Annotated in this window: 15 protein-coding genes; 7 read left to right on the forward strand and 8 right to left on the reverse strand. The window is 63.2% G+C overall.

Going from position 1 to position 14,932, the window contains the following annotated elements; genetic code table 11:
* Nucleotides 1–97 precede the first annotated feature (97 nt).
* On the reverse strand, nucleotides 98–511 hold the full coding sequence (locus tag SM764_RS11305; protein WP_065273259.1) for a Fur family transcriptional regulator: 414 nt from the start codon (nucleotides 509–511) through the stop codon (nucleotides 98–100).
* Between the two features lie 364 nt (nucleotides 512–875).
* Here SM764_RS11305 and SM764_RS11310 point away from each other — a divergent pair, with 364 nt between their 5' ends.
* On the forward strand, nucleotides 876–2,207 hold the full coding sequence (locus tag SM764_RS11310) for a DEAD/DEAH box helicase (protein ID WP_065273258.1): 1,332 nt from the start codon (nucleotides 876–878) through the stop codon (nucleotides 2,205–2,207).
* A 77-nt stretch (nucleotides 2,208–2,284) separates the two neighbouring features.
* Here SM764_RS11310 and SM764_RS11315 read toward each other — a convergent pair whose 3' ends face one another.
* Entirely contained in the window at nucleotides 2,285–2,986 is a 702-nt protein-coding gene (locus tag SM764_RS11315; RefSeq protein ID WP_274832005.1) for an endonuclease/exonuclease/phosphatase family protein, read from the reverse strand.
* Between the two features lie 148 nt (nucleotides 2,987–3,134).
* On the opposite strand from SM764_RS11315, the gene SM764_RS11320 reads away from it, so the two are divergent.
* Entirely contained in the window at nucleotides 3,135–4,043 is a 909-nt protein-coding gene (locus SM764_RS11320; protein ID WP_369001818.1) for a DMT family transporter, read from the forward strand.
* A 167-nt stretch (nucleotides 4,044–4,210) separates the two neighbouring features.
* On the opposite strand, the gene SM764_RS11325 is transcribed toward SM764_RS11320, so the two are convergent.
* On the reverse strand, nucleotides 4,211–5,629 hold the full coding sequence (locus SM764_RS11325) for a protein adenylyltransferase SelO (protein ID WP_369001819.1): 1,419 nt from the start codon (nucleotides 5,627–5,629) through the stop codon (nucleotides 4,211–4,213).
* A gap of 71 nt (nucleotides 5,630–5,700) precedes the next feature.
* On the opposite strand from SM764_RS11325, the gene SM764_RS11330 reads away from it, so the two are divergent.
* Nucleotides 5,701–6,120, forward strand: a complete 420-nt coding sequence (locus tag SM764_RS11330) for a cupin domain-containing protein (RefSeq protein ID WP_369001820.1) — start codon at nucleotides 5,701–5,703, stop codon at nucleotides 6,118–6,120.
* Between the two features lie 122 nt (nucleotides 6,121–6,242).
* Here SM764_RS11330 and SM764_RS11335 read toward each other — a convergent pair whose 3' ends face one another.
* Entirely contained in the window at nucleotides 6,243–7,355 is a 1,113-nt protein-coding gene (locus SM764_RS11335; protein ID WP_369001821.1) for an anhydro-N-acetylmuramic acid kinase, read from the reverse strand.
* A 142-nt stretch (nucleotides 7,356–7,497) separates the two neighbouring features.
* On the opposite strand from SM764_RS11335, the gene tyrS reads away from it, so the two are divergent.
* On the forward strand, nucleotides 7,498–8,751 hold the full coding sequence (gene tyrS, locus SM764_RS11340; RefSeq protein WP_274868799.1) for a tyrosine--tRNA ligase: 1,254 nt from the start codon (nucleotides 7,498–7,500) through the stop codon (nucleotides 8,749–8,751).
* A gap of 160 nt (nucleotides 8,752–8,911) precedes the next feature.
* Here tyrS and SM764_RS11345 read toward each other — a convergent pair whose 3' ends face one another.
* The gene (locus SM764_RS11345; protein ID WP_165832663.1) at nucleotides 8,912–9,049 is read right to left on the reverse strand and encodes a hypothetical protein; all 138 of its coding nucleotides are present in this window, start codon (nucleotides 9,047–9,049) and stop codon (nucleotides 8,912–8,914) included.
* 48 nt (nucleotides 9,050–9,097) lie between these two features.
* On the opposite strand from SM764_RS11345, the gene SM764_RS11350 reads away from it, so the two are divergent.
* The gene (locus SM764_RS11350; protein ID WP_369001822.1) at nucleotides 9,098–10,039 is read left to right on the forward strand and encodes a GNAT family N-acetyltransferase; all 942 of its coding nucleotides are present in this window, start codon (nucleotides 9,098–9,100) and stop codon (nucleotides 10,037–10,039) included.
* A gap of 51 nt (nucleotides 10,040–10,090) precedes the next feature.
* Nucleotides 10,091–10,846: an SDR family NAD(P)-dependent oxidoreductase gene (locus SM764_RS11355; protein WP_369001823.1), complete on the forward strand. Its 756-nt coding sequence runs from the start codon at nucleotides 10,091–10,093 to the stop codon at nucleotides 10,844–10,846.
* Nucleotides 10,847–11,002: 156 nt separating this feature from the next.
* On the opposite strand, the gene SM764_RS11360 is transcribed toward SM764_RS11355, so the two are convergent.
* The 3 genes from SM764_RS11360 to SM764_RS11370 all read right to left on the reverse strand — a co-directional run bounded on the left by SM764_RS11360 (nucleotide 11,003) and on the right by SM764_RS11370 (nucleotide 14,243).
* On the reverse strand, nucleotides 11,003–12,814 hold the full coding sequence (locus SM764_RS11360; protein WP_490363079.1) for an ABC-F family ATP-binding cassette domain-containing protein: 1,812 nt from the start codon (nucleotides 12,812–12,814) through the stop codon (nucleotides 11,003–11,005).
* 67 nt (nucleotides 12,815–12,881) lie between these two features.
* Complete coding sequence (locus SM764_RS11365; RefSeq protein WP_369001824.1) at nucleotides 12,882–13,643, reverse strand: GNAT family N-acetyltransferase; 762 nt, start codon at nucleotides 13,641–13,643, stop codon at nucleotides 12,882–12,884.
* Between the two features lie 129 nt (nucleotides 13,644–13,772).
* Nucleotides 13,773–14,243: an outer membrane protein assembly factor BamE gene (locus SM764_RS11370; protein WP_065273248.1), complete on the reverse strand. Its 471-nt coding sequence runs from the start codon at nucleotides 14,241–14,243 to the stop codon at nucleotides 13,773–13,775.
* Between the two features lie 98 nt (nucleotides 14,244–14,341).
* On the opposite strand from SM764_RS11370, the gene SM764_RS11375 reads away from it, so the two are divergent.
* A complete protein-coding gene (locus tag SM764_RS11375; RefSeq protein WP_369001825.1) occupies nucleotides 14,342–14,878 on the forward strand; it encodes a YceD family protein in 537 nt (178 codons plus the stop codon).
* Nucleotides 14,879–14,932: the final 54 nt, after the last annotated feature.

Consider the following 14,932-nt stretch of genomic DNA (forward strand, 5'->3'; position numbering starts at 1 on the left):
CATGCCCAGCATTGCCGCCACCGGCAAGCGGTTTCGCGACAGGATGACGCAACATGTTGTGATGTTAATCATCACGCATCGTGATGAATGTAGCTTGTCAGCTCTTTTTTGTCGGCACGCCGTAGAGTTCCAGCTTGTGCCCCTTCAGCTGGTATCCAAGCTTGGCCGCGATCTTTTCCTGCAGAGCCTCGATCTCGGGGTCGCAGAATTCGATTACTTCGCCAGTGTTGATGTCGATCAGGTGGTCGTGATGCTCACGGTCTGCGTCCTCGTAACGGGCGCGGCCGTCGCCAAATTCCAGCCGGTCCAGAATACCGGCCTCTTCGAACAGCTTTACCGTGCGATACACCGTGGCCAGCGAAATCCCGGCATCCAGCGCGCTGGCCCGGGCGTAGAGTTCCTCCACATCCGGATGATCATCGCTGTCCTGCAGGGCGCGCGCAATCACACGGCGCTGGCCGGTCATACGCAGGCCCTTGGCCTCGCAGCGGGCGATAATCGATTCTGCCATCGCAGTCCTCTCCGTTTCTGGGCTCCCTGTGTAACGAACCAAACTCGGGGCGCAAACCGTCAAATCACCTGTCGTGCCCATTGACATTCCGGGCCGGGGCCTCCATTTGGGCGTCAGGCATCCATCCCTGCCGCGTGAGCAGAGACGGCCCGGTTGCACCTGAGGTGCAGGCATTTCCCGGCGTCTTAGTGATATGCCCGTGTTCCCAAAATCACGCGTGGGGCGTTTGCAGAGGCCAGCGGCCTGGCATCCGGCCAGCCCCCGCTCGAGGTCCCTGCCCCACCCATCTCCGCAATCCGGGACGCGGTCCCGGAGCTGCGGCACCGGTCTTTTGCATGATGCGAAGGCCGCGAAAGGACGACAAGTGACTGAATTTTCGACTATGGGGCTGCCGCAGCAGCTTCTCGCCCGCCTTGATGACATGGGTCTGAAGGATCCGACCCCGATTCAGGCGCGCGCCATTCCCCATGCCCTGAACGGCGAGGACGTACTGGGTCTGGCCCAGACCGGCACCGGCAAGACCGCCGCCTTTGGCATTCCGCTGATCACCCGCATGCAGGACTACGGCCGCAAACCAGCGGCCAAGACCGTGCGCGGTCTGGTTCTGGCGCCGACCCGTGAACTGGCCAACCAGATCGCCGCGACCCTCAAAGGGCTGACCGAAGGCTCCCCGATGAAGATCGGCCTGGTGGTCGGCGGTGTTTCGATCAACCCGCAGATCCAGCGTATTGCCCGCGGCACCGATATTCTGGTGGCCACCCCCGGTCGCCTGCTGGACATTCTGGACCGTAACGCGCTGGATCTTGGCTCCTGCGACTTCCTAGTGCTGGACGAGGCCGACCAGATGCTGGACCTCGGGTTCATCCACGCCCTGCGCAAGATTTCGGCCCTTCTGCCGGAAGAGCGCCAAACCATGCTGTTCTCTGCCACCATGCCGAAACAGATGAACGAGATCGCCAACTCCTACCTGCAGCGCCCGGTGCGCATCGAAGTGACCCCTCCGGGCAAACCGGCGGCCAAGGTCACCCAATCGGTGCATTTCATCGCCAAGGCGGAAAAACTGAGCCTGCTGAAAGAGTTGCTGACCGAGCACAAGGACGAGCGCACGCTGGTCTTTGGCCGCACCAAACACGGCATGGAAAAGCTGATGCGGGTGCTGGACAAGGCCGGTTTCGCCGCTGCCGCAATCCACGGCAACAAGAGCCAGGGTCAGCGCGAACGTGCCCTTGCCGCCTTCAAGTCTGGTGAGATCAAGGTGCTGGTGGCCACCGATGTGGCGGCGCGGGGTCTGGATATCCCAGACGTGAAATACGTCTACAACTACGAACTGCCGAATGTGCCGGATGCCTATGTGCACCGCATCGGCCGCACCGCACGCGCGGGCAAGGACGGTCAGGCCGTCGCATTCTGCGCACCGGACGAGATGGATGAGCTGAAAGCGATCCAGAAGACCATGAAGATCACCATTCCGGTCGCCTCGGGCCGCCCGTGGGAAGTGCTGCCCGATCCGGCAGCGCCCAAGGGACGTCGTGGCGGCCCGGGTGGCGGCGGCAAACCCGGCGGCGGCGGACGCCCCGGTGGCAACCGTCGACGTCGTGGCGGCGGCGGAGGCCGCGGTGGCCAGGGTCAAAGCGGCGGTCAAGGTGGCAGCGGCCAGGGCAACGGACAAGGCGGCCAGCGCCGTCGCTCCAGCTAAGCCAAAGCTGCTAACAGATCAGAAGAATCGGAAACCGCCGCGCCATTGCGTGGCGGTTTTCTTTGTGCGGCGGATGCCTAACCGGCGCGCCGCAGATCCGCCCAGACCGGCAGGTGGTCCGAGGCAATGTGCGCTGGCTGCGCCTGATGCACCCCAGCCCGCACCACCTCCAGACCTGTGCTATGGGCAATTCGGTCCAGCGCGCCAAGCGGTCGCAGCGCCGGAAAACTGGGGGCAGGCGGCAGGAACCGCATCATGGGCGCAAGCCGGTCCAGCACAGAGCTGCGCGACCAGTCGTTGAAATCCCCCCCCCAGACCGTCGGCATATCGGTCCATTTCGCGCTGTGCTGCGCCAGATGCCGCACCTGCGCCCGCCGCGCCCGCCCGGTGAGCCCCAGGTGCGCGCCAACCACCCGCAGGGGGCCGATGGGGGTGTCAAAGGCCGCCCAGACCGCGCCGCGCGGCTCCAGGCCTGGCAGGTCGATGTGGCCCTTGTCGCGCAGGGAAATGCCCTGGCCCTTCCAGATCACCGCATTGCCATGCCAACCCAGCGATCCGGCACCGCCCAGATCCACATCCTGCCAACCCGCCTCGTTCAGAACGAAATGCGGCAGCGCCGCGGGCCGGGGCGGCAGACGCTTGTCCGCCTCCTGCAACAGCACGATCCGCGCGCCCATGTCCTCCAGCACGTTCAGGATACGGCGTGGCTGGCGGCGCAGGTCCAGACCAACGCATTTCTGAATGTTGTAACTGGCCAGACGCAGGGTGGTCACGGGCATGAGGGCTCCTTTCCCTGCCAGTGTTCATCGCCCGCAAAGCCGGTGCAAGCCAAGATCGCCTTGCCTGCGTCAAGGCGCGCACGATTGCAGCCGATTTTGGCGAAACGTCTTGCTTGACAGTCCGTTACCTCCCGGTGCTGATGCGCCCATGACAGAAAAGAGATCCATGGACGCCGCGGGCGCCCTCGCCCTGACCGGCTTTGCCGCCCTTCTTGGCTTCAATCAGGTTGTTATCAAGATCGCCAACGGTGGCTTTGGCCCGGTGTTCCAGGCCGGGCTGCGCTCGCTTATCGCACTGGCGGTGATCCTCATCTGGGTCTGGCTACGCCGCTCCAAGCTGCGCCCCGAAGGCGGTATGCCAGCGGGGGTCCACGGCTGGGGCATCGTGGTGGGCCTCTTGTTCACCGGTGAATTCATCTGCCTGTTCTGGGCGCTGGATGTCTCATCGGTGTCGCGGGTGACGATCATTTTCAACTCGATGCCCGTGTGGCTGGCGCTGGCCGCGCATCTATGGCTGCCGGGAGAACGCTTGAGCGGGTTGCGCGTTGTTGGCCTGGTGCTGGCGATGGGCGGTGTGGTTCTGGCGGTGCTGGATCGGGACGCCAGCGGCGCTTCGGTTCTGGGCGATGTGCTGGCGCTGATCTCGACCCTGTGCTGGGCCGGGCTTGCCTTCTGCGTGCGGGCAACGCCCTTGTCGCGGGTGCCCGCGGTGACGCAGCTGATCTACCAACTGGCGGTCTCGGCCGTGCTTTTGCTGGCGCTGTCGCCGCTTTTCGGGCCGCTGCTGCGCGCACCCGAGCCGATCCATATCGCAGGCGTGCTGTTTCAGGCCATTGCGATTGCCAGCCTCGGATACCTGCTGTGGTTCTGGCTGTTCACCATCTACAAGGCCGGCTCGGTCGCCTCCTTCAGCTTTCTCTCGCCGGTGCTGGCGGTGGTGATGGGCTGGCTGATCCTTGGCGAGACACTGTCATATGAGGTCTGGCTGGCACTGGCACTGGTAGCGGCAGGCGTCTTCCTGATCAACCGCCCCGACAAACGCACCACAATCGGATAAGCAAGCTCTCCCGCCCGTCGCGGACGCATCACAGATGTATCCGCTCCCCTTGGGTCTGGTGCGTCAAGGCGCGCACGCCGTGCGCAGCACGGCGCCGGGCCCAAGGGGGAGAGCGCCTCCGCAAGGAGGCCGAGCCCGCGCGGGAGCGCTGCCCATGCTTCTCTGCCTTAGGTGCCGCAGAAAGTTGCTGCGACCACCTCTTCGGGGCGCGGCGGATTTTGCAGTTCCGCGCGCTCCGGCTGTTCCTCAAAGGGGCGCGCCAGCACCAGATTGAGCCGTTCAAACGGCGCCATGTCGCCATCGACCGCAGCCGCTATCATCTCTTCGATACGGTGGTTGCGCGGTATGAAGGCCGGGTTGACCTGCCGCATCAGCGCCTCGGGGTTTTCCTCTGTCTCCAACCTCTGGCGCCAGCCCATCGCCCAGCTGTCAAAGGCAGCCGGGTCAAGGAACTGGTCACGGGCATTCTCACCCGCCAAAGCCCGGAAGGCATTGGTGAAATCCGCCTGCCCCGCCGCCATACGCTCCAGCAGATCCTCGATCAGCGCCATGTCGCCCTCTTCCGGCGTGGCGATGCCGACCTTTGCGGCAAAGCGGCTGAGCCATTCGCGCTCGATCACTCCCGGCATTGCATGCACGATTTCGGTGGCTTCCTCGACGCCTGCCTGCGGATCGTCCAGCTGCTGGATCAGCGCCGTGGCCAGCTGCGCCAGGTTCCAGACGATGATCCCCGGCTGGTTGTCGTAGGCATAGCGCCCCATCCGGTCGATCGAACTGAAGACCTGCGAAGGGTTGTACGTATCCATGAAGGCGCAGGGGCCGTAATCGATCGTCTCGCCCGAAATGGCGCAATTGTCTGTATTCATCACGCCGTGGATAAAGCCGACCGACATCCATTGCGCCACCAGCCGCGCCTGCGCATCGCGCACCGCGCGCAACAGGCCCATCGGCCCCTGCACGTCGGGATAATGGCGATCAATGGCGTATTGCGTCAGCCGCTGCAGCGCCGCGACATCACCGCGCGCAGCAAAGATCTGGAAGGTTCCCACCCGCAGATGGCTTGCCGCCACCCGCGTCAAGACCGCGCCGGGCTTGGCGCCTTCACGCCAGACGGGATCGCCGGTTTCCACAGCAGCCAGCGCCCGGGTGGTGGGGATGCCAAGCGCATGCATCGCCTCGGACACCACGTATTCCCGCAACACCGGCCCCAGCCAGGCCCGCCCGTCGCCTTGCCGCGAATAGGGCGTACGGCCTGAGCCTTTGAGCTGGATATCCCGGCGCTTGCCGTCGCTGCCGATGGTTTCGCCCAAAAGGATCGCGCGCCCATCTCCCAGCTGCGGATTGAAGTTGCCGAACTGATGCCCGGCATAAAGCTGCGCCAGCGGATCGGCCCCCTTGGGGATGCGGTTGCCGCCGAACACCTCGGCCATCTCCGGCAGATCGCCCGGGGTGATACCCATGAGCTGTGCCAAATCGTTGTTGAAGGCAAGCAGGCGGGGCGCGGACACCGGTTCCGGCGCCTGTTTGCTGTAGAACTGAGGCGCAAGCTGCGCGTATGTGTTGTCAAAGGGGATGTGCAATGTCATGGCCCAAACATATGCGGCAAGGCACGGATTGCCAGATCAAACAGGCATAAGACAGCAGGAAAGAGGCACGGATGACGGCGGATCAGATCATCGAAAAGCTGAAACTGGAACCCCACCCCGAGGGCGGCTGGTACCGGCAGACCTGGGTTGCCGAGAACGAGGGTCGCCCCACCGGCACTTGCATCTATTTCCTGCTCAAAGCGGGGGAGGCCAGCCACTGGCACCGCGTCGATGCAGCCGAGATCTGGCTGTACCACGCAGGCGCGCCGCTGGTGCTGTCGCTGTCCGAAACAGATGAAGGCCCCGCCAGGGATCACCTTTTGGCCCCGGATCTGACCAAGGGCGCGCCGCAGCTGATCGTGCCCACAGGCCACTGGCAGGCTGCCCGCACGACCGGAGACTATACGCTGGTCAGCTGCACTGTGTCGCCTGGGTTCCAGTTCGAAGGCTTTGAATTGGCAGAACCGGGGTTTGATATTCCGCGCGCATAACCCTTTGGCGCGCACCCTCTGACACGCCCGTAGGGCCGGGTCGCGCCCGACCCTCCCCACGGGAGGGCGCATTCGCCCCCTCCCAGGGTCAGGCCCGCCCCTTCGTTCTACATGAAGGCCACCTACCCCTCGCCCGGCACGCTCACCACACCACCGCCGACACAGGCGCGTACGCCTGTGGTGCCGGGACAGGAGGTCGGCATGCCCCGCGCCACCCGCACCGCCAGATGGGCAAAGGCCTGCGCCTCCAGCATATCGCCATCAAGGCCAACGTCCTCGACCGGCTTGACCGGGCAATCGAGCGAGACCCGCAGCATCTCCATCAGCACCGGGTTCTGCCGCCCGCCACCAGTGACCAGAACCATTTCGGGTCCTTCGGGGCAATGCTCCATCCCCTGCGCCACGGCGGCGGCACACATGGCGGTCAGCGTCGCTGCGGCATCCGCATCGCTCAGCTCCCCGACCAGCTCTACCATTTCGGAGAAATCGTTCCGATCCAGCGACTTCGGCGGCATCTTTGCAAAGAACCCCTCAGCCAGGAACAACTCCAGTGCGCCCTCTTCGACCTGCCCCTTGCGGGCAATCGCGCCATCCTTGTCAAACGGCAACCCCAGCCGCGCCTGCAGCAGATCGTTGAGCGGCGCATTGGCCGGCCCGGTGTCAAAGGCCAAGAGCGCGCCGGGATCTTCGGGCCGCTCGAACCGCGGGTCCACATAGGTGAGATTGCCAACCCCGCCGAGGTTCAGAAAGCATAGCGGGCGCGTCGCGCCGATGTATTTGGCGCAGGCAAAGTGGAAGAATGGCGCCAGCGGCGCGCCCTCACCGCCGAGGGCCACGTCATCAGAGCGGAAATCCCAGATCACGGGCCGTCCCAACGCCTCGGCCAGGGCCGCGCCATCGCCCACCTGCAGCGTGCCCTGTCTGCGCGGCGCATGGGCCAGGGTCTGACCGTGAAATCCGACAATCTGCGCGGCGGGAAACCCGGACAATAGCTCGGCATGGACCTGATCGGTCAGCACGCCTGCGGCCTCAACCTCTGGCCCTGACCAATGGCCGAGCCCCGCGCGCAGCACCGCGCGCTCCGCCTCGCTATAGGGGCGGTAACCACTGTCACCAAAAGCAAAGATCCGCTCTCCGTCGGTCTCGACCAGCGCCGCATCAACGCCATCCAGCGAGGTGCCACTCATGGCGCCAAGCGCGATCACCCTACCGGTTTTTGCAATCGCTCGTGTCATTTCCCTGCCCTTCAGCCAGATCAACCGGGCCCGCCTGCCTGCAGACTGCCCAACGCGCATGGATTTTCTGCGCAAAAGCAGGTTCCATGTGCCCCTTTTGCGTTTTATACACCACGTCGCAATAGACAAGCCGAGGCATGCCATGACCTATCATCCCAAATCGGATTTCATCACCGTGATGATGGAGCGCGGGTTTCTCGCCGACTGTACGGACTATCAAGGTCTGGACGAGGCGCTGATGACCCCTGGCCAGTCCGGCTATATCGGCTTTGACGCCACCGCAAAATCGCTGCACGTGGGATCCCTGATCCAGATCATGATGCTGCGCTGGCTGCAAAAGACCGGCCACAAGCCGATCACCCTGATGGGCGGCGGCACCACCAAGGTGGGCGACCCCTCCTTCCGCGCCGATGAGCGCCCGCTGCTGACGCCCGAACAGATCGACGACAATATCGCCGGGATCAAAAAGGTGTTTTCGGCCTATGTCGATTATGGCGATGGCCCGAATGGCGCCATGATGATCAACAACGACGAATGGCTAAGCGATCTCAACTACCTTGAGTTCCTGCGCGACATCGGGCGGCATTTCTCGGTCAACCGGATGCTGTCCTTTGAAAGCGTGAAATCGCGGCTGGACCGGGAACAATCGCTTTCGTTCCTCGAATTCAACTACATGATCCTGCAGGCCTATGACTTTTTGGAACTGAACCGCCGCTATGGCTGCATCCTGCAGATGGGCGGCTCGGACCAGTGGGGCAACATCGTCAACGGTATCGACCTGACCCGCCGGGTGCTGGACCATGAGATCTACGGTCTGACCTCGCCACTGCTGACCACTTCAGACGGCAAGAAGATGGGCAAGTCGCAGAACGGCGCGGTCTGGCTGAACCCGGATATGCTCTCCCCTTATGAGTTCTGGCAGTTCTGGCGCAACACCACCGATGCCGACGTGGGCCGGTTCCTGAAGCTGTACACCGAGATGCCGCTGGACGAATGCGAGCGTCTGGGCGCACTGGCCGGATCCGAGATCAACGAGGCCAAGGTGATCCTCGCCAATGAGGTGACCACCCTGCTGCACGGCGCCGACGCGGCCGCCGCTGCCGAGGCCACCGCACGCGAGGTGTTCGAGAAAGGCGGCGTCGGGGACGATCTGCCGACCCTGACCCTGACACCCGCCGATCTGGGCGACGGAATTTCGATCGTGCAGCTGATCGTGAAGTCGGGTCTGGCGAAATCCGGCAAGGAGGCCAAGCGGCTGATCTCCGAGAATGGCGCGCGCATCGACGATGCCCCGCTGAGCGATGCAGGCCTGATGATCGACGCGGGTGCACTGGCCTCTCCGATCAAGCTGAGCGCGGGCAAGAAACGCCACGCGCTGGTGCAGTTGGCGGACTAAGCGCCACAGGCTATGTGATGAAGAACGTTAAAGAGGCAGGGCTTCCTGCCTCTTTTTTGTTGCTGCCTGCGCTGCTTTGCCTGCCGTGTCGGCCCTTCTCCTAACAGGAGTGGGAGTGCCCCGTTATTGAGCGCAGAGCACACCGCACCCAGCGGCAGGGCTAGAAGAACAGAAACTCCGCCAGCGTCAGCAGGATGAAGACCGGAACCGACAGGCCCGTCGCCACAAGAAGGGCTGCGGTCTTGGTGATCCGGGGGCTGGGGGCGCATCGGCCCAGAACTTGGGACTGTTTTTTCATGCGCCCCATTAACCCTGAATTAGGTTTCCACTCGGTAAACATATAGGCATGTTTGATTTCATTCCTGCCGGAACGGCCCAGACCTCGACCCAGCCCGGACGGCACGACTCCCTGCCCCAATCCGAGGAATTCCTGCGTGCGCTGCAAGCGACCGGGCAGGATCCGCTGGTGCTTGAGCGGATGAACAATACCACCGTCCTGCGGCAACGGTTCTGGGGCCGCATCGACGTCGCCATGGTCAACCGGGCCACGGTGCACAAACCCCTGCGCCTTCTGGAAATGCTGCAGGAAGAAGGCCTGCGCCGCACGCCGGTGATCCTGTCACCGGAAACCCCCACACCCGAACTGGCCCGCCACGGCGCGGTGCCTCTGATGGGCCCCGCCAGTGTCGCCCGACTGAATCTGGCGCCCTGCCCCGACGCCCGCCGCGCCGCGTTACATCAGAAATGGCGCAACCGGCTGAGACACGGTGAATCTCAATCCCTGCGCCTGACGCGGCAGAACATGCCGGTGGATCCGACTCACTGGCTGTTTGCGGCCGATCAGGCAAAACAAACCGAACGCGGCTATCGCAGCTGGCCCGTCGGCCTGACGCTGGCCTATGCGCAGGCCAATCCCGGCATGGCGAAACTGTTTCAGGCCTTCGAGGGTAAAGAACCTGTGGCGGCGATTCTGGTGCTGCGCCACGGGGAGCATGCGACCTACCACCTGTCCCACAGCAGCGACCGCGGCAAACAGCTGTCGGCCCATAACCTTCTGATGTGGGAAGCGATGAGCTGGCTGTCCGCCCAGGGCTGCAAGAGCCTGGATCTTGGCGTTATCAACACCGAAGACGCGCCTGGCCTCGCCCGGTTCAAACTTGGCACCGGCGCCGACCTGCACCGTCTTGGTGGCACTTGGATTTTCTGGCCGCCGATGGGCCGCCTGCTGGCACCACTGGCGCGGCTGGACCGGCGCATGATGACGGCGGGTACCGCTGGACAGATCTGATCCCCCATGTTTATTTGAACACATGTTCAGATACTGGGAGGACCCCTGCTCATGAAACTTGACCAGACATGCGCGGTAATCACCGGCGGCGCATCCGGCCTTGGCGAGGCGACTGCCCGCCATTTTGCAGAAGGCGGTGCCAAGGTTACCATTCTTGACCGCGACGCCGAGCGTGGCGAGAAAGTCGCCGCCGAGATCGGTGGTTTCTTCGTTCAGACCGACGTCACCGACGAAGACTCGGTTGCCGCAGCGATTGCCTTTGCCGCCGAGAAGATGGGCCGGATTTCCGCCTGCGTGAACTGCGCTGGCATCGCCTATGGTATCAAGACCGTCGGCAAGGAGGGCGCACATCCGCTGGAGGCCTACAAGCGCACCATCGACATCAACCTCGTCGGCACCTTCAACGTGGCGCGGCTGGCAGCGGTGGAAATCGCCAAGAACGAGCCCGAGCCCGATGGCGCCCGCGGCGTGATCATCAACACCGCATCCATCGCGGCCTTTGACGGCCAGAAAGGCCAGGTAGCCTATTCCGCTTCCAAGGGCGGCGTTGTTGGCATGTGCCTGCCGATGGCGCGGGATCTGGCGTCCTCGGGCATCCGGGTGATGACCATCGCACCGGGCATCTTCATGACCCCGATGCTGGCCGGTCTGCCCGAAGAAGTGCAACAGCAACTGGCCGCCGATGTGCCGAACCCACCGCGCCTTGGCGATCCGGCGGAATACGGCCGCCTCGCAGGCTTCATCGTCGAGATGGGATACCTCAATGGCGAAGTGATCCGCATCGACGGCGCCCTGCGCATGCGTTAAAAATAGCGGATTAACAATACGTTAATCTAAAATATTAAAGGGGCGCCGTATCAGGCGCCCCTTTTCTTGTGGCAGTCTAATCACCGCACCTCTAAATGAATAGTTAACGATAAGATGCTGACTTTAGACAATGTTTCGCGCACGAAACAAATCCACTCAGGCATCGCCCGCCTTTTCCTCCAGCTCCAGCCACTCTTCCTCTGCAGCCGCCAGTTTTTCCTGGCGCTCTACAAGGGCTTCGGTGGCTTTCTTGAACTTCACCGGCTCGCGGGTGAACAGCTCTGGATCCGCCATCAGCTGTTCCAGTTTGGCGATCTCCTGCTCCAGCCGGTCGATCTCATCCGGCAGGGCCTCAAGCCGGTGTTTTTCCTTGAAGCTGAGACCTTCCTTCGGCGCCGCCTCCTGTTTCGGCTTTGGCTTGGAAGGTTTTGACTTTTCGACCTTTTCCTCCGCCTCTTTCGGTGCGCGTTGGGACAGGTAATCGCTCCAGCCGCCCGCATAAGCCGTGGCGCGCCCGTCGCCCTCCATGGCGATGGTGGTGGTGGCAACACGGTCCAGAAAATCCCGGTCGTGGCTGACCAGCAGCACCGTGCCGTCATAAGCGTCCAAAAGCTCCTGCAGCAGATCCAGCGTTTCCACATCGAGATCGTTGGTCGGCTCGTCCAGCACCAGAAGGTTGCTATGCCGCGCCATCAGTCGGGCCAGCAACAACCGCGCCTTTTCCCCACCTGACAGGGAGCGCACCGGCGCCCGCGCCTGCCGTTCATCGAACAGGAATTCCTTGAGGTAGCCCACCACATGTTTGGGCTGTCCCCGCACCATAACCTGATCAGCCTTGCCGGAAATCCCCAGCGCCGGATCCGTTGTCAGGTTTTCCCAGAGGCTGGCATCGGGATCGAGCTGATCGCGGGTCTGATCGAACAGGGCAATCTCCAGATTGGTGCCAAGGGTCACGCTGCCCGCGTCCGGCTCTTCCAGCCCCAGCAGCATCTTCAGCAGCGTCGTCTTGCCCGCGCCGTTGGGCCCCACAAAGGCGACGCGATCGCCGCGCTGCACCTTCAGCGAGAAGTTCGAGACGATGGTCTTATCATCAAAGGCCTTGGAAAGGCCCTCGGCTTCGATCACCTTGCGGCCTGACTTGGGTCCGGCATCCAGCGCCAGTTCGGCCGCGCCCTGGCGTTTAATCTGCGACGCGCGCTCGGCCTTCAGGTCCTGCAGCGCTCGCACCCGGCCCATGTTGCGTTTGCGCCGAGCCGAAATACCTTCGACGGCCCAGCGGCTTTCGGATTTGATCAACCGGTTCAGCTTGTGCCGCTGCTGGTCTTCTTCTTCCCAGATCTTGTCGCGCCAGGCCTCGAAGGCGTCAAATCCCTTTTCCTGACGCCGCACTTGCCCCCGGTCGACCCACAGTGTGGCGCGGGTCAGCGCGCGCAGGAAGGCCCGGTCGTGAGAGATCAGCACGTAGGCCGCGCGGGTGGATTTCAACTCCCCTTCGAGCCAGGTGATCGCCTCGATATCCAGATGGTTGGTCGGTTCATCCAGCAGCATCAGATCGGGCGCTTCGGCCATCAGCTTAGCCAGGGCCGCGCGGCGCCGTTCCCCGCCCGAGGCAGTCTCCACCGGGCGCGCGGGATCAAACTTCAACCCCTCGCCCGCGCGCTCCACCCGGTACATCTCGCCCGGCTCCAGGGCGCTGGCGGCGAAATCACCAAGCGTCGCAAACCCGGTCATCTGCGGGTCCTGCTCCATATAGCCTACCGATTTACCTGGCGGCACCACGATGCTGCCTTGATCCGGTTCGACGAGGCCCGCCATCACCTTCATCAGGGTGGATTTACCCGAGCCGTTGCGGCCCACAAGGGCAACCCGGTCACCGGGCTGCACCACGAGGTCGAGATCGGAAAACACCGGATCGCCACCAAAGGTGAGCGATATGCCGGACATCTGCAAAAGAGGAATTCGTGCCATGAAAGCCAGCTAAACCGGCCCGCCCGCGCCGTCAACGCCGACCACGGCTGGGAGCCGTGGAAATCGGCTATACCGGGGTTGCCACAGCGCGCAGCAGGCGTTTGCGCGTCTCCGGGATGGCCCCGACATCGACGCCGGTAAAGACATGCAGCGTATTGAGCTCCTCATCCACGACCGCGTGATCGCTGACCCAGCCGCCCATCAACAGATAGGTCCGCAACAAAGGCGGCATATGGCGCAGGGCCACCTTCTGGTCCGGTATGCGCGTCGGCAGGTGGTCAAACCGCACCACTTGCGGCGCCTTGATCACAGGCTGCCACATGCCGGGCGCCAGATGGCGCTGCCGCAGCATTGCAAAACTGTCGAGGTAGGGCGCCGCCTCCGTGCCCGCAAAGGAACTGCACCCGAACAGCATCCGGATATCTTCGGCGTCCACCAGGGCGGTGATCGCCCCCCAGGCGATGCGCAAGATGTCTGCATCCGCGGCGCCTTCCCGAATGCAGAACCGCCCGATCTCGGCCATGCGGCCCTCATAGGAACTGAGCCGGGACAGGTCATAGTATTGGGCTGCATAGCTTTGGGGAATGTCCTGACCGTTCTCCAGCGTCAGCATCCGGAAACACCCAATCAGTGCCCTGGTGTCCCGCTCTTCGATCAGTATGTGGCGGCAGCGGGAATCATAGGGATCACGATCCGGCTTTACAGTACCAAAGCATTTGCTGCGCAACTCTTGCGCCGCGTGAAGATCCGCATCTGTCCCTGCGAACCGGGCCAGATAACGGCCTTTGCTGAGGAGTGTTTCCGTCAGGAGCGTTGCAGACTGCGCCATTGCCGATCCCCCATGTGGCGGCCAGACCTCTCATCCGGCACCCCACCCGCGTTTCCATAGGGCGCAGTCAGACTAGCATCCCCAGATCACAACCGCACGACAGACACCGCAGCCCATGGCCACCACTGTTTACTGGTCGAGGATTGCATCCGGGGAGAAGTTGCCCAGGTTGCCGATCAACTGACGCAGGAAGGTTTTGTCCTCGATGCTGGAGGATGTGACGCGGCGCTGCAGCGGAATCACCCGGCCATCCTCAAGCCCGAAACGCTGGATGCCGCTAACGACGCCGCGCGTGTCAAAGTTGACCGCAACCAGTTCGCGGGACACCGGTTTGGGCTCCGCAGCGCCATAATGGCGCATCCGGGTGGACACATAGTAGTAGCCGCTTTCGTTCAGCACGCCGGAAGACGAAGGGATACCGATGCTCTCCGCAACCGAGTCTCGGCTGTCCACGCCGACGACCACTTCTGCCAGATCTTCCTCGGATGGCACATAGCCGTGCTTGCGATAGCTGGCCGCGCAGGCGGTCAAGGATCCGCACAGCAGCAGTGTCGCCGCCAGCTTTGCCGCTGATTTCAGCTTGATTGACTGTGCACCCATGATGCCCCCCGAAAGACTGCCGCGACCCCGGCTTGATTACGCCGCCCATCCCGATTACCTAATGCAGCCTTCTGGTTCAAGAAACGAAAGTTTGCAAAATGGCTGACAGCACTGCTTTCCGGGTCGCGGATCTGCCGCAGAACGCCCCGACGCCCTTTGATATCCGCCCCGATGCCGATGCCCTGGCTGCCCTGGCGCGGGATCTGGAGGTCAACAGCCTGCGCAAGCTGCGGTTCGAAGGCGAGATCCGCGCCAGCGGGCGCCGGGACTGGGTGCTGACCGCCACCCTGGGCGCCACGGTGGTGCAGGACTGCGTGGTCACGCTGGATCCGGTCACCACCCGGATCGACCAGAAGGTGCGGCGACAGTACATGGCATCCTACGAGGAACCGGAAGACGCCGAAGCAGAAATGACCGAGGATGAAACCATCGAACCGCTGAGCAGCAGCATCGATCCCTATGAAGTAATGATTGAGGCACTGACCCTGGCGATTCCCGCTTACCCGCGCAAAGAAGGCCAGGAACTGGGCGAAGCAGTGTTCGCTGAACCGGGTGTTAAACCCATGCGCGACGAAGACACCCGCCCCTTTGCCGCCCTTTCGGCTCTCAAGGAACAGTTGAAAGGCGACGACTGACGGTAAATGAGGCGGAAAAATACCGTATGGTGAACTTCCTGCTGGTACTGACGC

It is taken from the genome of Pseudophaeobacter sp. 1A16562 (assembly GCF_041008785.1).
Lineage (GTDB): Bacteria > Pseudomonadota > Alphaproteobacteria > Rhodobacterales > Rhodobacteraceae > Phycobacter > Phycobacter gallaeciensis_A.